The following is an 18,727-nucleotide window of genomic DNA, read 5'->3' on the forward strand; positions in this document are numbered from 1 at the left end:
ATGAAAATCGTGGTAATTGGCGGAACAGGCGCGCTGGGATCGAAAGTTGTTGCTGCGCTTGACGATGCGGGCCACGAAGCGGTGGCGGCCTCGCCGCGGAGCGGTGTCAATGCCTTCACCGGCGAAGGGCTCGGCGAGGCGCTGGCCGGTGCGAGCGTGGTCGTCGACGTGGCCAACTCCCGGACGTTCGACGCCGATCCGGTGATGGAATTCTTCACCACGTCGACGACGAATCTGCTTGAGGCAGCGCGGAACACGGGTGTCGGACACTATGTCGTCGTGTCGATCGTCGGATGCGACACCATGCCCGAGAGTGGCTATATGCGGGCCAAGGTCGCCCAGGAAAAGCTTGTCGAGCAGTCAGGAGTTCCGTACACGATCGTGCGGGCCACGCAGTTCGTCGAATTCACCGATGCGATCACCGCGTCGTTGACGGTGGGCGACGAGGTGCGGGTGCCGGACGCGCTGATTCAACCGATCGCCACCGCCGACCTGGCCGAGGCGGTGGCCAGGGTTGCGGCCGCCGCACCCAGCGATGCCATCGAGAATGTCGGCGGCCCAGCGAAAATCACGTTCGAGCAGATGGCCCGCGACGTGCTGGCCAAACAGGGCGACACCAAAAAGGTCGTCATCGACCCGCAGGCGACCTATTTCGGGACGCCGCTGTCGACGGACAGTTTGGTGATCCCTTAGCCGCTTTTGGTCAGCTGCGCGCGGACCACGGGGCCCGAGCAGGCATGCGTCCAGACCAAGTGGGCGTCCACCGTGTGGGTGCACGTCTCACCGTCGAGCGAATTCACCGTTCCCGTCCACATGTTGCCCTGCAGATGCAGATCGAATTCGCCCCCCGGCGAGAGAACGTGCGTGCAACCGTTGCCGCAGGACGTGAAGCGCAGCGTCGCCGCCTTCTCAGACGACTCCGAGCCGGCGGAGTCGCCGATCACCGTCGCGGTGTAGCGCCCGACGGGTGCTTCCGCCGCCGCGTGAAATGCCAATCCGACAGCGGCAGCGACAAACGCCGTGCCCGCCGCCAATCCCCGTGCAGCCCCCATTACTTTCCCCCCTAGAACGAACGACTCGCTGGAGACGATAGTGGCACCGGCGTATCTCCGATACAGGGGAATCCCTCGATTCGGAAGCTGAGAAAAACAAGCAAGGCAGCGGGCGGAAAATCGCGCCTACTGCCTTGCTGGTTTGCCTGCGAGTCGGGGTGGCGGGATTCGAACCCACGACCTCTTCGTCCCGAACGAAGCGCGCTACCAAGCTGCGCCACACCCCGATTGAAGCCACGACAGCGTATCGCACCGACCCGGCAGCCTCCTAAAGCAGACCGAGCGTCATCACGCTGAGCGATGTGCGCCACACCGGGGCGTGGAATAAGTCGGTAGTGGGCACAGCTAACTACACTGAGCGCGCACGATGTGCAACGGAAGCAGGTAAATCATGACGGTGTTAGGCGCCGTGGTGTTCGGCGGAATCCTCGCCCTCGGGGTGCTGTGGTTACTGGTCACTGCTCCGGGCAGCGATGTCGACCAGGAGTGGGTCGAGTCGACCTGGCGTGAGCACGCCGAGTTTCGCGCATTGACGCACTCGTCGCCGCAGTAGTCGCGACGCCTCAGCTCACCGAATACGTCGGCTGGGAGCGGCCGTGCTGGTGTTGCGGGTCGCGTCCGCCGGTCGGGGCCGCGATCAACGTCAGCAGGGTGGCCTCGGGCCGGCAGCAGAATCGGACCGGCGCGTATGGCGACGTACCTACCCCCGCCGACACGTGCAAGCGCATGTCAGCGCCCCAGCGGGACGACCCTTTGGCGCGGGAGCGGTCCAGCCCCGAATTGGTCACCAGCGCGCCGTAGAAGGGCAGGCACAACTGCCCGCCGTGGGTGTGGCCGGCCATCACCAACTGGTAACCGTCGGCGGCGAACCGATCCAGCACCCGGGGCTCCGGAGAATGGGTCAGGCCCAGCCGGAGACTGGCCACCGGGCTCGCCATGCCGGCTATCGCGTCGTACCGGTCGCGTTCGATGTGCGGGTCGTCGACGCCGGCCGCCGCGACGTGCACGCCGGCGACATCGAATTCACGGCGATTGTGGGTCAGATCCAGCCAGCCACGCTCGGTGAACGCTGCCCGGAGGTCCTGCCAGGGCAGCGGCTGACCGTGCACCCGATGGCCGGGATTGGTCAGGTAGTTCAGCGGGTTCTTCGGACGCGGACCGAAGTAGTCGTTGCTGCCGAACACGAAGACCCCCGGCACCGACAACAGATCGCCGAGGCTCTGGACCACCGACGGCACCGCCCGGGGGTGCGCCAGGTTGTCACCGGTGTTCACCACCAGATCGGGCTCGAGGCCGGCGAGTTCCCGCAGCCAGGCCTGCTTGCGCCGCTGGCCGGGCCTCATGTGGAGGTCGCTGATGTGCAGCACCCGCAGCGGTGACGAACCCGGGTCCAGCACGGGAATGGTGAGCTCGCGCAGAACGAACGCGTTGCGCTCGATGAGCGATGCATAGCCGATTCCGGCGACAGCCGAGCCGAGCGCGACAGCGCCGGTGCTTTTCAGAGCGGTGAGGGTCCCACGAGGCATGCCGGCCAGCCTACTGCCGGTAACCGAGTGTTCGCGCGTCCCACACCAGCCCGCGGGTTAGGGAGGTGGCGGCGCCAGGATGGGGATGGTAATCGGTGGCAGACCCGGAATCTCGATCACCTGAGAGCCCACCGGCGCGGGCGGGAGGCCATCCGGCGGCGGGGGCGGCGCCGGCGGAATACCGTTGCTGGTCTGGATGGTGATGACGGCGCCCGGAATGGTCTGCCCGTTCGGGGACGTTCCGACTACCTCGCCGTACTTGGCACTGCTGTTGACGGACGCGGGTTGTTCCGAGACCTGGAAGCCCGATTCCTTCAGGCGTGTCTTGGCCGCGTCGACGTCGAGACCTGCGACGCTCGGCACCCGAGATCCCGGGCCGCCCTCGACGTACTCCCGGTCGGTCGGCGGCAGTTTCACCTCACCGAACAGCGTGGCGATCGGCTTCATCGCGGTGAACCAGGTGCGCGCCGGCTCGTTACCGCCGTACAAGTTGCCGTCACCGCAGCGACGCAGCGGCGACGAGCACAGATCCGACGGCGACGTGGAGTCGTCGTAGATGTAGTTGGCCGCCGCGTACTGGTTGGTGAAGCCGACGAAGCCCGACGACCGGTGCGCCTCGGTGGTGCCGGTCTTTCCCGACACCGGCAGGTTCCAGCCGGCCGCTCCGGCGGACCCGGCCGCGGTGCCGCCGCCGAGCGCGTCCTTGCTCATCGCGTTGGCCAGCGTGTTGGCCAGCCCGACGGGCACGACCTGCTCGCACGCCTCGGTGGTGACGGCCACCTGGTTGCCGTTGCGATCGATCAGCTTGTCGATGGGGTTGGGCGGGCACCACATGCCGCCCGAGGACAGCGTCGCCGCGACGTTGGAGAGCTCGAGGGCGTTGAGTTCGAACGGACCCAGCGTGAACGAGCCGATGTTCTGCCGCTTGATGAAGTCGGCCAGGCTCTCGTTGTTCTCCGGGTCGTAGTCGCGGGCGCTACCCGGCTCGGCGTAGGACCTCAGCCCGAGCTTGACCGCCATGTCGACCGTTCGCTGTACACCGACGAGCTGGATCAGCCGGGCGAAGGCGGTGTTCGGCGAGGTGGCCAGCGCGTCGGTCACGTTCATCGAGCCGCGGTAGTTGCCGGCATTGATGACGCACCAGGTTTCCTTGGGGCAGCCCTTGGCGCCGCCGTTGCCCATGCCCTTGGTCTGGAAGCGGCCGGGCACGTCGAGGTTGGTGTTGATGCCCATGCCCATCTGCATGGCGGCGGCGGTGGTGAAGATCTTGAAGATCGAGCCCGCGCCGTCGCCGACGAGAGAGAACGGCTGCGATCGCATGGTCTCGCCGGCTTCGGTGTTCAGGCCGTAGGTGCGGTTGCTGGCCATCGCGACGACCTTGTGCGAATTCTTGCCCGGCCGGATCACGCTCATCACGCTGGCGATGCCGTCGAGGGTCGGGCTGGCGAAGGTGTCGATCGCGTGCTTGACCGGCTCCTGCACTTCGGGATCGAGGTTGGTGCGGATCAGGTAGCCGCCGCGGGCGAGCTGCTCCTTGCTGATCCCGGCCCGAGCCAGGTAGGCCTGCACGTAGTCGCAGTAGAAGGCCCGGTCACCGGCCGCGATACAGCCCCGCGGCAGCTCCTTGGGCTGCGGCAGGATGCCCAACGGCTCGGCCTTGGCGGCACGGATCGCGTCGGCCTCATTGGGGACGTTCTGGATCATGGTGTCGAGCACCAGGTTTCGCCGGGCCAGCGCGCCGTCCGGGTTGGTGTAGGGATTGAGCGCGCTGGTCGACTGGACCATGCCGGCCAGCAGTGCGGCCTGCTGCCAGTTCAGATCCGTGGCGTTGATGCCGAAGTAGGTCTGTGCCGCGTCCTGTACGCCGAATGCGTTGTTGCCGAACGACACCAGGTTCAGGTAGCGGGTCAGGATCTCCGGTTTGGTGAAGGTCTTGTCCAGGGTGAGTGCCATCCGGATCTCACGCAGCTTGCGGGCCGGGGTGGTCTCGATGGCCGCCCGCTTCTCGGCGTCGGTCTGGGCGATCACCAGCAGCTGGTAGTTCTTCACGTACTGCTGCTCGAGCGTCGAACCGCCGCGAGTGTCGGCGTCACCCGAGGCGTAGCCGGCCAGCCCGGTCAGAGTGCCTTTCCAGTCCACGCCGTTGTGCTCGGCGAAGCGCTTGTCCTCGATCGACACGATGGCCAGCTTCATGGTGTTGGCGATCTTGTCGCTGGGCACTTCGAACCTGCGCTGCGAGTAGAGCCACGCGATCGTGTTGCCCTTGGCGTCCACCATCGTGGTCACCGCCGGGACGTCGCCCTCGAGGAGCTGGGCTGATGCGTTGCCGACGACCTCGGACGCGCGGTTGGACACCAGCCCGACTCCACCGGCGACCGGGAACATCAGGGCGGCGAGGATGACGCTGGCGAGCAGGCAACAGCCGGCGAGCTTGGCGATGGTGGCCGCGGTCGCGGGGCGCTCCGACATGGCTACTACACTAGCGGCGCTGCGAAGGACGTCTTCCCGCGCCGTTGTCGGAATTTTTTCCAGCCGACGCGAGGCCTCAGGTTTCTCTCAGTCGCAGCTCAGGCCGCCGTTAGTAGGTTCGCCGCCCGGTTTCTGACGTCTTTTCATGATCGGACTGCACGGTCGTCCCAAAAAAGCGTCTCCAGAATGTTGCGTAATTGGTATCTGACCACGTAGCTTATCCACACAATGAGATACAGGTAACACCGAGCAGCGCAGTGTGGCATAGGTCGCATCGGGAATCTGGATCACGCATTGCACGCCACACCGGGTGGCAATTAGCGAAGGGGAATCGCTGGTGTCAGCTATACGGACCGCACCGCGGAAGACAGCCGCAGTACCGACCAACGCCGTTCTTTACGGTGCGGAGGCGGAGTCGAGAATCACCTGGGTGTCGAAGGCGCTGTGCCGGGCCGCTGATCCTGACGAGCTGTTTGTGCGCGGGGCCGCGCAGCGCAAGGCCGCGGTCATCTGTCGGCACTGCCCGGTGATGCTCGAGTGCGGTGCCGATGCGTTGGACAACCGGGTGGAGTTCGGCGTCTGGGGTGGGATGACCGAGCGTCAGCGTCGTGCGCTGCTCAAGCAGCACCCCGAGGTGGTGTCCTGGGCTGAGTTCTTCAGCACCCAGCGCAAGCACCGCAGCGTCGGCTAGCCAGAACGCTTTTCTCAGGCGGTCGCCGTCATCTGATCGGCGATCGCACGCAGTGCCTCCAAATCGGAGACGTCGAACGGTAGAGACGGAACCCCGACGATCGCGACGTGGGGGTTCGCGCCGGTGAACCGTGACAGCAGTCGGATCTCCCGCTTCGACGTCGACGCCCGGTCGGCGTGAATCTGCAAGACGGCCTTGGTCAACGCGTTGGCGCCGTCGCTCTCGAAGGTTTCGGCCCCGTCGATCGCGCGCTCGACCGGCAGCGAACACAGCAGCGGGTGCGTCCGGTTGAGGATGAGCCCGGCCAGCGGCATCTTCTCTTCCGAGAGCCGGTCCACGAAGAACGAGGCCTCGCGCAGCGCGTCCGGCGCCGCAGCCGACACCACCACGAACTGCGTGCCGCGCCGCTTGAGCAGTGAGTAGGTGCGGTCGGCCTTCTCCCGGAAACCGCCAAAGGTGGCATCCAGTGACTGCACGAAACTGGCCGCGTCGGAGAGCATTTGCGAGCCGAGCACGGTCGACAGCGCCTTCATCGCCAGACCGACCGCGCCGGTGACCAGTCGTCCGATCCCTCGGCCGGGGCCCAGCAGCAACTTCCATAGTCGGCTGTCCATGAAGCTGCCGAGCCGCTTGGGCGCGTCGAGGAAGTCCAGCGCGTTGCGCGACGGCGGAGTGTCCACCACCACCAGATCCCACCGGTCCTCGGCCAGTAGCTGGCCGAGTTTCTCCATCGCCATGTACTCCTGCGTGCCGGCCAAGGAGGTGGCGACCGTTTGGTAGAACTGGTTGTCCAAAATCGCTTGTGCGCGATCAGGTCCCGAGTACTGCACGACCATTTCGTCGAAGGTGCGCCGCATGTCGAGCATCATCGCGAACAGCTCGCCGGTGACCTCCGGAGCGAGCGGCACCCGCTGCGGGGTGTTGCCCAGGTCGCTGATGCCCAGCGCCTGCGCCAGTCGCTTGGCCGGGTCGATGGTCAGCACCACGACGGTGCGGCCGTACTCCGCGGCGCGCAGTGCCATGGCCGCGGCGGTGGTGGTCTTACCGACCCCGCCCGCCCCGCAGCACACCACGACGCGGTTGGTGGTGTCGGACAGAATGCCGGCGATGTCCAGTACCGGCGGTGTGGTGCTCATCGAACTCCTTGCTGGCCAAGCGATTCCGAAAGCTCGTAGAGGCTACCGAGGTCGACGCCGTCGGCGATGGTCGGCAGTTCCAGCCGCGGCACCTTCAGCTCATCGAGCTGCTCGGCGGTCGACGCCCGCGCGGTGATCCGGGTGGCGTGCTGGATGGTCTCGGTCAGCAGGCCGGCGAAATCCTCGTCGCCGAGCTTGATCCCGGCGGCGGCCAGGCCGGCTCGCACCTCTTCGGCGTCGATGTCGCCCTCGGCGGCCTTGGTGAGATCGTCGGACTGTAGATAAGCCGGGATGTTGCGGTTGACGATCACCGACCCGATCGGCAGACCCAGCTCCTGCAACTCGTCGATCGCTTCCCTGGTTTCCTGCATCGGCAGTGCCTCGAGCAGCGTGACGAGGTGGATCGCGGTCTGATCGGAGTGCAGGATTTTGACCACGCCTTCGGCCTGCGAGTACACCGGTCCGCCCTTGGCGAGGTCGGAGACGGCCCGGGTGACGTCCAGGAAGCGGGCGATGCGACCGGTGGGCGGCGCGTCGACGACGATCGCGTCGTAGACCGGGGTCTTGGCGCCCTTCTCCACTCGGATCACGGCTTCCTTGATCTTGCCGGTGAGTAGGACGTCACGCAGGCCCGGCGCGATCGTCGTGGCGAATTCGATCGCGCCCACCCGGCGCATCGCCTTACCGGCGATACCGAGGTTGTAGAACATGTCCAGGTATTCCAGGAACGCTGCCTCGATGTCGATCGCGAGCGCGTTGACTTGACCGCCCCGCTCGGCGCTGGCGATCTTGAGCTCTTTGTAGGGCAGCGGCGGCACGTCGAAGAGTTGCGCAATGCCTTGGCGCCCTTCGACTTCGACGAGCAACACCTTGCGTCCACCCGAGGCGAGGGTCAGTGCCAACGCGGCGGCGACGGTCGATTTGCCGGTCCCGCCCTTGCCGGTCACGAAATGCAGACGAGTCTTCGACAATCGCGATGGCCAGCCGACGTTGCTGCCACCGCTCGATGTGGTCCCCACCCTTGCATGCTAACCACCGGGTCTCCCGGGCCTGCCGATAAGCTCGGGATATGAGCCAACCCACAACCTGGGAATACGCAACAGTCCCCCTGTTGACCCACGCCACCAAGCAGATCCTCGACCAGTGGGGAGCCGACGGGTGGGAGCTGGTGTCCGTGCTTCCCGGTCCCACCGGCGAGCAGCACGTCGCGTATCTCAAACGCCCCAAATGACCGCTGGGTCTGCCAAGGCGCGGCTGGCGGAGCTCGGTATCGAGTTGCCGGTCGTCGTCCAGCCGTTGGGCTCGTACGTTCCCGCAGTCCGCAGCGGCAACCTGGTCTACACCTCCGGTCAGTTGCCGATGCACGACGGCCAGCTGGTGCAGGCAGGCAAGGTCGGCGCCGAGGTCGCACCCGAGAAGAGCAAAGAGCTGGCGCGGATCTGCGCGCTGAACGCCTTGGCGGCGATCGACTCGCTGGTCGGCATCGACTCGGTGACCAGGGTGGTCAAGGTCGTCGGATTCGTCGCTTCCGCTGCCGGTTTCAACGGCCAACCCGGTGTGCTCAACGGCGCATCGGATCTGCTCGCCGAGGTGTTCGGCGAAGCAGGGGTGCATGCCCGCTCGGCGGTCGGCGTCGCGGAACTTCCGCTGGACGCCCCGGTCGAGGTCGAGCTGGTGGTCGAGGTCGGGTAGCGGCTCGTGGCGGGCGCTCCTGAGACGTTGCAGCATCCGGCCTACGGGCAGTTACGCCCGGTGACGACCACCGCGTCGGTGCTGCTGGCGAACAACCCGGGCAAGATGACGCTGGAGGGGACCAACACCTGGGTGCTGCGCGCTCCCGGCAGCGATGAGGTTGTCGTCGTCGACCCCGGACCCGACGACGACGAGCACATCGCGGCCCTCGCCGGGGTGGGGCACATCGCGCTGGTACTGATCAGCCATCGGCACGGCGACCACACCGACGCGATCGACAAGCTGGTGGAGCTGACCGGCGCCCCGGTGCGTTCGGCCGGCAGCGGATTCCTGCGCGGGCTGTCCGCCGAGCTGACCGACGGCGAGGTGATCGCCGCCGCGGGCGTACGGATCACAGTGTGGGCGACACCCGGGCACACCGCCGACTCGTTGTCCTTCGTTCTCGACGACGCGGTGCTCACCGCGGACACCGTGCTCGGGCGCGGAACCACCGTCATCGACAACGAAGACGGGAGCCTGGCCGACTACCTCGCTTCGCTGGAACGGCTCCGCGGGCTCGGCGAGCGCACTGTTCTGCCCGGCCACGGTCCCGACCTGCCCAACATCGGAGCGGTTGCGCAGGAGTACCTCGCGCATCGCGAACAGCGGCTCGACCAGATCCGCTCCGCTCTTCGCACTCTGGGTGACGAGGCGACCACGCGCCAAGTCGTCGAGCACGTCTATGTCGACGTCGACAAGGAACTGTGGGACGTCGCTGAATGGTCGGTGCAGGCCCAATTGGACTACCTGCGGCGATAGCGCCCGCGCTAAGATCGACGCCGCCGCGAGAAACTCCGAGAGACCGTCTCGCTAGCGTCGATCTGGACGCGCGCGCTTACCTCGCTCGGGTGGGATGCTCGCTCGGTTGCGCCCGCGCTTCGCGCGCGCTTACCTCGCTCGGGTGGGATGCTCGCTCGGTTGCGCCCGCGCTTCGCGCGCGCTTATCTCGCTCGGCGCGCCAGCCGCTCGGAGTCCGAGATCAGCACGCTCTTGCCCTCCAGGCGAATCCAGCCGCGGTGGGCGAAGTCGGCCAGCGCCTTGTTCACCGTCTCGCGGGAGGCGCCGACCAGCTGGGCGATCTCTTCCTGAGTCAGGTCGTGCGTCACCCGCATCGCGCCACCCTCTTGAGTGCCGAACCGCTGGGCGAGCTGCAGCAGCTGCTTGGCGACCCGACCGGGCACGTCGGTGAAGATCAGGTCGGCGAGGTTGTTGTTGGTGCGCCGCAGCCGGCGGGCCAGCACTCGCAGCAGTTGCTCGGCGATTTCGGGGCGGTCGGCGATCCAGGCCCGCAACGCGTCGCGGTCCATCGACACCGCACGCACCTCGGTGATCGTCGTCGCGCTCGAGGTCCGCGGCCCGGGGTCGAAGATCGACAGCTCACCGAACATGTCGGACGGACCCATGATGGTCAACAGATTTTCCCTGCCGTCCGGCGAACGGCGGCCGATCTTCACCTTGCCGGTGATGATGATGTACAGCCGATCTCCCGGCTCGCCCTCCGCGAAAACCGTGTGCCCGCGCGGGAAGTCGACGGGTTGCAGCTGCTTGGTCAGCGCAGCGACGGCGCTCGGTTCAACCCCCTGGAAGATTCCGGCCCTCGCCAGGATCTCGTCCACGTTGCCCCTTTAGGTATTCAAATGACAGGTGTCGGCGCGAGTTGTGTGCCCGACTCCTCCTCGGGCCGCCGTTGTGCGGCCCGCATCGTCATCGGACGGGTCTAGCGCCCGGGAGTGTTTCCCGGTCGATCCGAAGTCTAGAGCTACGGCCTCGACTCGACGTGCCAACGCTACACACGATTGGCATGCTGACGCGGCCCAAATTGCCGATTGGCTTGGGAATGCTGATGCCGCCGCTGAGATGAGCCGGGTTGATTGGCGGCCGAAACAATGGCGGCCGCCAGCACGTGGTCCGCGGTCGGGTCGTCGCGGCTGGGCAGATAGGGTGCCCCACCGGTGCCGTGGCCGATCCGGCGGTGTAAACCGTCGAGCGCCTCGGGCATTCCTTCCCGGGCCAATGTGCGCACATCTATAGGCTCGGCCTGCTCGAGAAATTCAGCGACATCAGTTGCGGTCACTGTGTCTTTCTCCAAGCCCGCTTCAAGCCTTTGCAGCCCGAAAGTTGCCAGCATTAGCAACCCCGGGGTGAATGCAACTAGCAACCAGGACACAAGCAGCAAGTAAACACGGCTAAGGTCTCAGCGGGATCACGAATTAGTACGCTGTCGGGGTGACAATGGGTAAACCTTCTCGCGCCGCCGCCAAGGGCGCAAAAGGTCAAACAGGGCCCTCCGCGGCCGTTGCCCGCCGCTTCGCGTCGGAGACTCGGACCGGGTTGGTGCGCCGGGCTCGTCGCATGAATCGCACACTGTCACAAGCTTTTCCCGATGCCCACTGCGAACTGGATTTCACCACGCCGCTGGAGTTGGCGGTGGCCACCATCTTGTTCGCGCAGAGCACGGACAAGCGGGTTAATCTCACCACCCCAGCGCTGTTCGTCCGCTATCGGACCGCGGTGGACTATGCGCAGGCGGACCGAGAAGAGCTCGAGGCGCTCATTCGTCCGACCGGTTTTTTCCACAATAAAGCGACCTCGCTGATCGGACTCGGCCAGGCATTGATGGAACGTTTCGGCGGCGAACTGCCGAGCACCATGGACGAGCTCGTGACGCTGCCCGGCGTCGGCCGCAAGACCGCCAACGTCGTCTTGGGCAACGCGTTCGACGTTCCCGGAATCACCGTCGACACTCACTTCGGACGCCTGGTCCGCCGGTGGGGCTGGACGACCTTGGAGGATCCGGTCAAGGTCGAGCATGCGATCGGCGAACTCATCGAGCGCAAGGAATGGACCCTGCTGAGCCACCGGGTGATCTTTCACGGTCGCCGGGTGTGCCACGCCCGCAAACCGGCATGCGGTGTCTGCGTGCTGGCCAAGGACTGCCCGTCGTTCGGAACCGGACCGACGGAGCCGGAACTCGCCGCCGCGTTGGTGACGGGTCCGGAAACCGAACACCTCCTGGCGATGGCCGGGTTGTAGCACCGCATGCTCACCACCCGAACCGCCCGCTGGACCCTCGCGGTCCTGGTGGTGGTCGCGGCCCTGATCGCCGCGTTGGTGGTGGCGCTGCGCGACGCGTCGCATTCGCCGGCACCGGCATCGATCGGCCCGGCACGCGAACATCGCGACGCCGACACCGCGGCGGCGCTCGCCGGCCCGCGCCGGCGCGCCGATCTGACGCCGTGCCCCCGGCCGAGCGGCCAGCCAGGCCCGGCCACCTTGACTGGTGTGACGGTCGAATGCGCGGCCGACGGCTCGGCCGTCGACGTCGGGCCGGCACTCGCCGGGCATCGCGTGGTGCTCAACCTCTGGGCGTATTGGTGCGGCCCGTGCGCGGCTGAGCTTCCCGCGATGGCGGAATATCAGCGCCGGATGGGCTCGGAGGTGATGGTGGTGACGGTGCATCAGGACGAGAACGAGGCGGCGGCGCTGATGCGGCTGGCCGAGCTCGGAGTCCGGCTGCCGACGCTGCAGGACGGCGGCCGACGGGTGGCCGCGGCGTTGCGGGTGCCCAACGTGATGCCCGCGACGGTCGTGCTGGACTCGGACGGTAGCGTTGCGGAGACGCTGCCCCGCGCTTTCGCGACCGCGGACGAGATCACGGATGCGGTCGGGCGGCTGGACGCACGAAGGGGGCGCCGGTGACCGGAGGCGGCACGCCCCAACGCCTCGATACTGATCGCGGCCATCGGGGTGCAACCGAGCTGTTGACGCCCGAACTGGGCCCGCCGTGGTTGCGGCCCCTGATCGACAATGTCGCTGACATGCCCGACGTGTACAAACGGCGGCTGCCCGCGGATGTCCGGGCCATGGTGACGGCCTCGAAGGCATTGAACGGTACCAAGGGCCGCGAAGCGGCGGTGCTGGTGCTCTTCTCCGGTCCGCCCGTTGCCGAGTCCGCCGGCGCCGCAACCGATTCCCTGCCAGACGATGCTGACTTGCTGCTGATCGTGCGTGCCTCCTCGCTGCGCCACCACGCCGGCCAGGCCGCATTCCCCGGGGGCGCATCCGATCCCGGCGACACCGGGCCGGTGGACACCGCGCTGCGCGAGGCGCGCGAGGAGACCGGCATCGACACCGGCAGACTGCATCCTCTGGTCACGATGGAGCGAACCTTCATCGCGCCGTCGGGTTTTCACGTCGTTCCCGTGCTGGCGTACTCGCCGGATCCGGGTCCGGTCACCGTGGTGGATGAGGCGGAGACGGCAGTCGTGGCCAGGGTTCCGGTCCGGGCCTTCATCAATCCCGCCAACCGGCTGACGGTGTACCGCGGTGCCCTAGGCCGCCGTTTCGCCGGGCCGGCGTTCCTGTTGAACGAGATGCTGGTCTGGGGGTTCACCGGTCAGGTGATTTCTGCAATGTTGGACGTCGCCGGGTGGGCAAAGCCCTGGGACACCAACGATGTTCGCGAATTGGACAAAGCAATGGCACTGGTCGGCGACGGGGAAGATGCCTGATGAGCTCCTCACAGTGGTTGGATATCGCGGTCCTGGCGGTCGCGTTCATCGCGGCGGTTTCGGGCTGGCGGTCGGGCGCGCTCGGCTCGCTGCTGTCGTTCGTCGGCGTGCTGCTCGGCGCGATCGCCGGGGTGCTGCTGGCTCCGCACCTGGTGGCGCATGTCGCCGCGCCGCGGGCCAAGCTGTTCGCGGCGCTGTTCTTGATCCTGGCGCTGGTGGTGGTCGGCGAGGTGGCCGGCGTGGTGTTGGGCCGCGCGGTCCGCGGCGCGATCCAGAGCAACTCGGTGAGATTCTTCGACTCGCTGATCGGGGTGGCGGTCCAGCTGGTGGTGGTGCTGGTGGCGGCGTGGCTGCTCGCGACACCGTTGACGTCGTCGGCGGGCCAGCCCAGTCTGGCTGCTGCAGTGCGAGGTTCGCGGGTACTCGGCGAAGTCAACGACTACGCGCCGGAGTGGCTGAAGACGGTGCCCAAGCGGTTGTCCGCGCTGCTGGACACCTCGGGCCTGCCGCAGGTGCTGGAGCCGTTCAGCCGCACTCCGGTCGTGGCGGTCGCCGCTCCGGACGCGGCGCTGTCCAAGAATCCCGTCGTCAAGAACGCCGAACCAAGTGTGGTGAAGATCCGCGCCATCGCGCCGGCCTGCTCGAAAGTGTTGGAGGGCAGCGGTTTTGTGCTGTCGCCAGACCGCGTGATGACCAACGCACACGTGGTCGCCGGTTCGAACAATGTCACCGTCGAGGCCAGCGGCAATCCCTATGACGCGACGGTGGTGTCCTACGACCCGACCGTGGACATCGCGATCCTGGCGGTGCCGCACCTGCCGGCGGGGCCGCTGGCATTCGCCAACGCACCGGTGACGTCAGGCACCGAGGGCATCGTGATGGGCTACCCCGGTGGCGGTGGATTCATGGCCACGCCGGCCAGGATCCGCGAGCTGATCGAGCTCAACGGCCCCGACATCTACCGTAAAGCGACCATCAATCGCGAGGTCTACACCGTCAGAGCCAATGTGGAGCAAGGCAATTCGGGTGGACCGCTGATCGATCTCGACGGGCAGGTGATCGGCGTCGTGTTCGGCGCGGCGGTCGACGACACCGACACCGGCTTCGTGCTGACGGCCAAAGAGGTGGCGGCTCAGCTCGCCCACATCGGTGACACCGCGTCGGTGCCGACCGGTGAATGCATCAGCTGAGCGGCGAGCGGTACACCCGGTCGATGAACCGCGACAGGTGGCCGTTGACTTCGTCCGGCTTCTCCTCGTGGCTGAAATGTCCTGCGCCGGAGATTGATACGTAACGTCCGTGGGGGGCGTAGCGCTGCGTCCTTTCGACCGGATCGGTCAGGACGTAAGGGTCGTCATCGCCGTGGATGTGCAACATCGGGATGCCGAACGGTCGGCTCATCGAGCGCATGAACCGCCTACCTTCCTCGCGCAGCTGACTGCGGACCGCCCAGCGCTGATACTCCAGTGCGCAGTGTGCGGACGATCGAATCTGGATGGCCTGTCGCAGATGTCCAATTGTCTCGGAGAAGTCTTCGGAAGCAAGCCATTTGGCGCCAGCGCGACTGCGAATCACACGCTCCAGCTCGGCGCCGTGATGGCGGGTCAACGCGCGCTCCGGCCAGACCGGCACCTGGTAGCGAAGCAGCGACGGTAACAACGCCCGGCCCTGGTCGCGACGCGTCAGCGCCGAGCGGCGCAGTGCGGCGGGATGCGGCGAGCTGATCACCGCGATCGCGCGGACCTGCCTCGCGTGCAGTACCGACGTGGCCCAGCAGACCAGGCCGCCGTCGGCGTGGCCGATGAGCGTCGCCGAGGTGTGCCCGAGCGCGCGGATGAGTCCGGCGGTGTCACCGGCCAGCGTCCAGCCGTCGTACCCGCGTGGCGGTTTGTCGCTGCCGCCGTAACCCCGCAGGTCGACCGCCACCACACGAGCGCCGGTCAGGCCGCGCAACTGATGACGCCACGACCACCAGAACGAGCCGAAGCCGTGCAGCATGATTACCAGCGGCAGAGCCGTCGACGGAGGGTCCTGGTCATCCGGCGTCGCCTCGACCACGTGGAACCGGATGCCGTTGGCGTGCACATCGAGATGGCGCCACGGCCCGTCGATACGGGTTACCGACGGATCTGGTGGGGCCATCTACCAACCCGAAGGATCGGTGGTTCCCGGATTGAGCGCCGGCGGCGCGGCGGTCTTGTCATGGCCCGGCGTCAGGGCTGACCGGGTTTCCTTCACGGATTCGATGGTCTGTTGCGGGCCGCGGATGCGCCGCACCTTCAGAAAGCCCAACAGCGCCAGAGCACCGGTGACCACCACCATGATCCCGAACACGATCAAGAACGCGGCCCAGCGCCACAGCCAGTTGTCCAGCAGCTCGGCCAGGAAGAAGAAGAAAAAGAAAGTCGAGTAGAACAGCACCACCAGCGCCGCGATGAAGAAGACGCTGCCGGTCAATCCCTTCTTGACGTCACGGGTGATCTCGGAGCGGGCCAGTTCGACCTCCGCGCGCACCAAGGTGGACATCTGCGCGGTGGCGTCTTTGACCAGCTGGCCGATCGACGGCTCGGCAGACAGGGCGTGCGGGTCCGTCAACGGGATATTGGTCAGCGTGCGTGGGACCCCGTCCTTGTCGTCGCCGTTCTTTCGATCTGACTTGCTCACAGACGGTCCTCTCGAGCTGGGTGTGGCTGCACGCTCCGACGCGGTTCATGTTGCCATGCAGCGCGGCGGCACACGAGGCAAGGCGGTTTGAGCACCGGCGACGGCGGGCATGGAGCAGACTAGACTGGCGCCGCCCCATCGGGTGCGCGTCCAACACGCAGGGGAGACGACTTTGCAGGCCATGGTCATGGGTCGTCGGATACTCCGGGTCGCCGCGGTATCCATCATGGCGAGCGCCCTGGTCATCGGTCAGCAACACGCTTCCGCTGGAGCGGACGACCGGATCCCGTTGGGTGGCGGCGCTGGCATCCTGGTCAACGGGGACGCCCTGTGCACTCTGACCGCGATCGGCACCAACCCCAAAGGCGACCTGATCGGCTTCACCTCCGCGCACTGCGGGGGCCCGGGTGCGGTGGTCGCCGCCGAGGAGGCCAAAGACCGCGGCAACATCGGCGTCATGGTGTCCGGCAACGACGGTCTCGATTATGCGGTGATCCAATTCGACAAAGCGAAAGTGTTGCCGCAGGCCAACTTTGGCGGCTTCGCCATCAACGGTATCGGACCGGATCCGTCGTCCGGTCAGATCGCCTGCAAGCAGGGCCGCACCACCGGCAACTCGTGCGGTGTCACCTGGGGCCCCGGGCAGGAGCCGGGCACGATTCTGATGCAGGTGTGTGGACAGCCGGGCGACTCGGGCGCCCCTGTGACAGTCAACGATCAACTGGTCGGCATGATCCACGGCGCGTTCAGTGACAACCTGCCGGTGTGCGTCACCAAGTACATTCCGCTGCACACGCCGGCGGTGGTGCAGTCGATCAACGCCGACCTGGCCGATCTGCAGGCCAAGAACCGTCCCGGCATGGGGTTCGTGCCGATCCCGGCCTAACGGTCACCGGGCGGGGCAGTTCCTCACTGGGCGGCTCGAATGGCGTCGAACACCCCCGGGTCGAGCAAGGTCGACGTGTCGCCGAGGTCGCGTTTTTCGGCGATATCGCGCAACAGCCGTCGCATGATCTTGCCGCTGCGGGTCTTCGGCAACTCCGGCACCACGTGCAATTCCCGCGGCCGCGCGATCGGCGAGATCACCCGCGCCACCTCCGCGCGCAACTCGTCGATGATCTCGGCGCCGGTCGTCTCGGCATGGTCGGCCTGCAGCACCACGAACGCGCAGATCGCCTGGCCGGTGGTGTCGTCGGTCGCCCCGACGACGGCGGCTTCGGCCACCCCGGAGTGGCCCACCAGCGCCGACTCCACCTCGGCGGTGGAAATCCGATGGCCGGACACATTCATCACGTCGTCGATGCGGCCCAGAATCCAGATCGCACCGTCGGCGTCGTAGCGGGCGCCGTCGCCGGCGAAGTACCAACCCTGCTCGGCGAACTTCGACCAGTACGTCTCGCGGAAGCGGTCGTCGTCACCCCAGATGCCGCGCAGCATCGACGGCCACGGCTGATCGAGCACGAGGTACCCGCTGGCGTGTTCGCCCTCGTCGGACGCCGGCGGATCGAGCTGCTTGCCCTCGTCGTCGACGATCTTCGCGGAGATGCCCGGCAGCGGGGCCATCGCCGACCCCGGCTTGGCGGCTGATACGCCGGGCAGCGGCGAGATCATCGCCGACCCGGTCTCGGTCTGCCACCAGGTGTCGACGATCGGGATGGCGTCGCGGCCGAGGACCCTGCGATACCAGCGCCACGCCTCGGGGTTGATCGGCTCGCCGACCGATCCCAGCAGCCGCAGGCTGGACAGGTCATGGGCGTCGGGTATCTCGCGGCCCCACTTCATGAAGGTCCGGATCATCGTCGGCGCGGTGTAATAGATTGTCACACCGTACTTTTCGATGATCTGGAAATGCCGGTGCTGGTCCGGGGTATCGGGCGTGCCCTCGAAGAGAACCTGGGTGACGCCGTTGGACAGCGGCCCGTAGACGCTGTAGGTGTGGCCGGTCACCCAGCCGATGTCGGCGGTGCACCAGAACACGTCGGACTCGGGCTTGAGATCGAAGATGTGGTGCTGGGTGTACGACGCCTGGGTGAGGTAGCCGCCGCTGGTGTGCACGATCCCCTTGGGCTTACCGGTGGTACCCGAGGTGTACAGCAGGAACAGCGGGTGCTCGGCGTCGAACGCGTCGGCCTGGTGCTCGGGCGGTGCCGCGTCCACGACGTCGTGCCACCACACGTCGCGGCCTTCGGTCCACGGAATGTCGGTGCCGGTGCGCTGGACCACCAGAACGTGCTCGATCGAGTCGGCGTCGGCGACCGCCTGGTCGGCCGCGTCCTTCAGCGACGCCGGCTTGCCGCGCCGGAACTGCCCGTCGGCGGTGATCAAGAGTTTTGCCTTGGCGTCGTCGATCCGGGCGCCCAGCGCGGTGGCGGTGAACCCGGCGAACACGACGCTGTGCAGTACGCCCAGCCGGGCGCAGGCCAGCATCGCGATCACGGCTTCGGGGATCATCGGCAGGTAGATCGCGGCGCGGTCGCCGGCCACCAGGCCGAGATCCGTCAGCGCGTTGGCGGCCTTGCTCACCTCGGCCTGAAGGTCGCTGTAGGTCAGGGTGCGGTCTTCGCCGATCCGCTCACCCTCCCAGTGGATGGCCACCCGGCCGCCGTTACCGGCTTCGACGTGACGGTCGACGCAGTTGTAGGTGACGTTGAGTTGGCCGCCGGTGAACCATTTGGCAAACGGACGCTCCGACCAGTCCAGCACCTCGGAAAACGGTGTGGCCCAAGACAGTCGGTTGGCCTGCTCGGCCCAGAACGCCAGCCTGTCCTCTTCGGCCTGTTGATACAGGTCATCGCGGGCGTTGGCCTGCGCGGCGAACTCGTCTGAGGGTGGATACGAGGTCGGTGTGTGCGTCTCGGTCACGGGCACGAGCGTAGCCGGGGCCCGCTCGGTTTTTGAGTGGCTGGAGGCAATAGCGGCGCGCGGGACTCTGGTAGGCGATTTCCTT

At 66.8% G+C, this 18,727-nt stretch carries 21 protein-coding genes and 1 tRNA gene; 11 read left to right on the top strand and 11 right to left on the bottom strand.

The annotated features are described in order from the left end of the window. Complete coding sequence (locus ACZYW1_RS13300) at positions 1-693, top strand: SDR family oxidoreductase (RefSeq protein WP_463786421.1); 693 nt, start codon at positions 1-3, stop codon at positions 691-693. Here the strand turns inward: ACZYW1_RS13300 and ACZYW1_RS13305 are convergent. Then, positions 690-1,052 (bottom strand): hypothetical protein, encoded by a 363-nt coding sequence (locus ACZYW1_RS13305; protein ID WP_463786423.1) that lies wholly within the window; start codon positions 1,050-1,052, stop codon positions 690-692. The two genes, ACZYW1_RS13300 and ACZYW1_RS13305, sit on opposite strands and share 4 nt — an antisense overlap. Before the next feature lie 153 nt (positions 1,053-1,205). Then, positions 1,206-1,279: transfer RNA gene (locus tag ACZYW1_RS13310), tRNA-Pro, on the bottom strand. Between the two features lie 164 nt (positions 1,280-1,443). Here ACZYW1_RS13310 and ACZYW1_RS13315 point away from each other — a divergent pair. Further along, on the top strand, positions 1,444-1,605 hold the full coding sequence (locus tag ACZYW1_RS13315) for a hypothetical protein (RefSeq protein ID WP_463786425.1): 162 nt from the start codon (positions 1,444-1,446) through the stop codon (positions 1,603-1,605). Positions 1,606-1,615: 10 nt separating this feature from the next. Here the strand turns inward: ACZYW1_RS13315 and ACZYW1_RS13320 are convergent, their stop codons facing one another. After that, complete coding sequence (locus ACZYW1_RS13320; RefSeq protein ID WP_463786427.1) at positions 1,616-2,578, bottom strand: metallophosphoesterase; 963 nt, start codon at positions 2,576-2,578, stop codon at positions 1,616-1,618. 57 nt (positions 2,579-2,635) lie between these two features. Further along, positions 2,636-5,047 carry a transglycosylase/D,D-transpeptidase PonA2 gene (ponA2, locus tag ACZYW1_RS13325; RefSeq protein ID WP_463786429.1) on the bottom strand — a complete coding sequence of 804 codons (2,412 nt, stop codon included), beginning with the start codon at positions 5,045-5,047 and terminating at the stop codon, positions 2,636-2,638. Positions 5,048-5,384: 337 nt separating this feature from the next. Between ponA2 and ACZYW1_RS13330 the strand changes: the two genes are divergently transcribed. After that, on the top strand, positions 5,385-5,738 hold the full coding sequence (locus tag ACZYW1_RS13330; protein ID WP_463786431.1) for a WhiB family transcriptional regulator: 354 nt from the start codon (positions 5,385-5,387) through the stop codon (positions 5,736-5,738). A 14-nt stretch (positions 5,739-5,752) separates the two neighbouring features. On the opposite strand, the gene bagB is transcribed toward ACZYW1_RS13330, so the two are convergent. Further along, positions 5,753-6,874 carry an ATPase BagB gene (bagB, locus tag ACZYW1_RS13335; RefSeq protein WP_463786433.1) on the bottom strand — a complete coding sequence of 374 codons (1,122 nt, stop codon included), beginning with the start codon at positions 6,872-6,874 and terminating at the stop codon, positions 5,753-5,755. Further along, positions 6,871-7,893, bottom strand: a complete 1,023-nt coding sequence (gene bagA, locus ACZYW1_RS13340; protein ID WP_463786434.1) for an ATPase BagA — start codon at positions 7,891-7,893, stop codon at positions 6,871-6,873. Before bagA ends, bagB begins: the two co-directional genes overlap by 4 nt. A 50-nt stretch (positions 7,894-7,943) precedes the next feature. Between bagA and ACZYW1_RS13345 the strand changes: the two genes are divergently transcribed. From ACZYW1_RS13345 to ACZYW1_RS13355, 3 genes are read left to right on the top strand one after another with little or no spacing between them, the layout of a single operon-like run. Then, positions 7,944-8,105 carry a DUF4177 domain-containing protein gene (locus ACZYW1_RS13345; RefSeq protein ID WP_156751501.1) on the top strand — a complete coding sequence of 54 codons (162 nt, stop codon included), beginning with the start codon at positions 7,944-7,946 and terminating at the stop codon, positions 8,103-8,105. Then, complete coding sequence (locus ACZYW1_RS13350) at positions 8,102-8,566, top strand: RidA family protein (protein WP_463786435.1); 465 nt, start codon at positions 8,102-8,104, stop codon at positions 8,564-8,566. Before ACZYW1_RS13345 ends, ACZYW1_RS13350 begins: the two co-directional genes overlap by 4 nt. A 6-nt stretch (positions 8,567-8,572) precedes the next feature. Continuing rightward, positions 8,573-9,364, top strand: a complete 792-nt coding sequence (locus ACZYW1_RS13355; RefSeq protein WP_463786437.1) for an MBL fold metallo-hydrolase — start codon at positions 8,573-8,575, stop codon at positions 9,362-9,364. Between the two features lie 182 nt (positions 9,365-9,546). Here the strand turns inward: ACZYW1_RS13355 and crp are convergent, their stop codons facing one another. Continuing rightward, the gene (gene crp, locus ACZYW1_RS13360) at positions 9,547-10,221 is read right to left on the bottom strand and encodes a cAMP-activated global transcriptional regulator CRP (protein WP_285185747.1); all 675 of its coding nucleotides are present in this window, start codon (positions 10,219-10,221) and stop codon (positions 9,547-9,549) included. Between the two features lie 170 nt (positions 10,222-10,391). Then, positions 10,392-10,733: a hypothetical protein gene (locus ACZYW1_RS13365; protein WP_463786439.1), complete on the bottom strand. Its 342-nt coding sequence runs from the start codon at positions 10,731-10,733 to the stop codon at positions 10,392-10,394. A 224-nt stretch (positions 10,734-10,957) separates the two neighbouring features. Here ACZYW1_RS13365 and nth point away from each other — a divergent pair, with 224 nt between their 5' ends. From nth to marP, 4 genes are read left to right on the top strand one after another with little or no spacing between them, the layout of a single operon-like run. After that, positions 10,958-11,638 carry an endonuclease III gene (nth, locus tag ACZYW1_RS13370; protein WP_463786441.1) on the top strand — a complete coding sequence of 227 codons (681 nt, stop codon included), beginning with the start codon at positions 10,958-10,960 and terminating at the stop codon, positions 11,636-11,638. A 6-nt stretch (positions 11,639-11,644) separates the two neighbouring features. Then, positions 11,645-12,304, top strand: coding sequence for a TlpA family protein disulfide reductase (locus tag ACZYW1_RS13375; protein WP_463786443.1), 660 nt, complete (start codon positions 11,645-11,647; stop codon positions 12,302-12,304). Next, positions 12,301-13,116, top strand: a complete 816-nt coding sequence (locus ACZYW1_RS13380) for an NUDIX hydrolase (protein WP_463786445.1) — start codon at positions 12,301-12,303, stop codon at positions 13,114-13,116. Before ACZYW1_RS13375 ends, ACZYW1_RS13380 begins: the two co-directional genes overlap by 4 nt. Continuing rightward, entirely contained in the window at positions 13,116-14,306 is a 1,191-nt protein-coding gene (gene marP, locus ACZYW1_RS13385) for an acid resistance serine protease MarP (RefSeq protein ID WP_463786446.1), read from the top strand. The genes ACZYW1_RS13380 and marP overlap by 1 nt, the downstream gene beginning before the upstream one ends. On the opposite strand, the gene ACZYW1_RS13390 is transcribed toward marP, so the two are convergent. Then, positions 14,299-15,258, bottom strand: coding sequence for an alpha/beta fold hydrolase (locus ACZYW1_RS13390; protein WP_463786448.1), 960 nt, complete (start codon positions 15,256-15,258; stop codon positions 14,299-14,301). The two genes, marP and ACZYW1_RS13390, sit on opposite strands and share 8 nt — an antisense overlap. Next, a complete protein-coding gene (locus tag ACZYW1_RS13395) occupies positions 15,259-15,780 on the bottom strand; it encodes a phage holin family protein (protein WP_463786449.1) in 522 nt (173 codons plus the stop codon). A 226-nt stretch (positions 15,781-16,006) separates the two neighbouring features. On the opposite strand from ACZYW1_RS13395, the gene ACZYW1_RS13400 reads away from it, so the two are divergent. Beyond that, entirely contained in the window at positions 16,007-16,666 is a 660-nt protein-coding gene (locus ACZYW1_RS13400; protein ID WP_463786452.1) for a chymotrypsin family serine protease, read from the top strand. 23 nt (positions 16,667-16,689) lie between these two features. Here ACZYW1_RS13400 and acs read toward each other — a convergent pair whose 3' ends face one another. Further along, positions 16,690-18,648, bottom strand: coding sequence for an acetate--CoA ligase (gene acs / locus ACZYW1_RS13405; RefSeq protein WP_463786454.1), 1,959 nt, complete (start codon positions 18,646-18,648; stop codon positions 16,690-16,692). Between the last annotated feature and the right edge of the window lie 79 nt (positions 18,649-18,727).

It is taken from the genome of Mycobacterium sp. IDUB_36 (genome assembly GCF_055419225.1).

Excerpts from the sequence above, each read along its gene's own strand:
- ACZYW1_RS13300 (WP_463786421.1), top strand. The coding sequence starts at position 1 with ATGAAAATCGTGGTAATTGGCGGAACAGGCGCGCTGGGATCGAAAGTT.
- ACZYW1_RS13305 (WP_463786423.1), bottom strand. The coding sequence starts at position 1,052 with ATGGGGGCTGCACGGGGATTGGCGGCGGGCACGGCGTTTGTCGCTGCC.
- ACZYW1_RS13315 (WP_463786425.1), top strand. The coding sequence starts at position 1,444 with ATGACGGTGTTAGGCGCCGTGGTGTTCGGCGGAATCCTCGCCCTCGGG.
- ACZYW1_RS13320 (WP_463786427.1), bottom strand. The coding sequence starts at position 2,578 with ATGCCTCGTGGGACCCTCACCGCTCTGAAAAGCACCGGCGCTGTCGCG.
- ponA2 (WP_463786429.1), bottom strand. The coding sequence starts at position 5,047 with ATGTCGGAGCGCCCCGCGACCGCGGCCACCATCGCCAAGCTCGCCGGC.
- bagB (WP_463786433.1), bottom strand. The coding sequence starts at position 6,874 with ATGAGCACCACACCGCCGGTACTGGACATCGCCGGCATTCTGTCCGAC.
- ACZYW1_RS13345 (WP_156751501.1), top strand. The coding sequence starts at position 7,944 with ATGAGCCAACCCACAACCTGGGAATACGCAACAGTCCCCCTGTTGACC.
- ACZYW1_RS13350 (WP_463786435.1), top strand. The coding sequence starts at position 8,102 with ATGACCGCTGGGTCTGCCAAGGCGCGGCTGGCGGAGCTCGGTATCGAG.
- ACZYW1_RS13365 (WP_463786439.1), bottom strand. The coding sequence starts at position 10,733 with ATGCTGGCAACTTTCGGGCTGCAAAGGCTTGAAGCGGGCTTGGAGAAA.
- nth (WP_463786441.1), top strand. The coding sequence starts at position 10,958 with ATGAATCGCACACTGTCACAAGCTTTTCCCGATGCCCACTGCGAACTG.
- ACZYW1_RS13375 (WP_463786443.1), top strand. The coding sequence starts at position 11,645 with ATGCTCACCACCCGAACCGCCCGCTGGACCCTCGCGGTCCTGGTGGTG.
- marP (WP_463786446.1), top strand. The coding sequence starts at position 13,116 with ATGAGCTCCTCACAGTGGTTGGATATCGCGGTCCTGGCGGTCGCGTTC.
- ACZYW1_RS13390 (WP_463786448.1), bottom strand. The coding sequence starts at position 15,258 with ATGGCCCCACCAGATCCGTCGGTAACCCGTATCGACGGGCCGTGGCGC.
- ACZYW1_RS13400 (WP_463786452.1), top strand. The coding sequence starts at position 16,007 with ATGGCGAGCGCCCTGGTCATCGGTCAGCAACACGCTTCCGCTGGAGCG.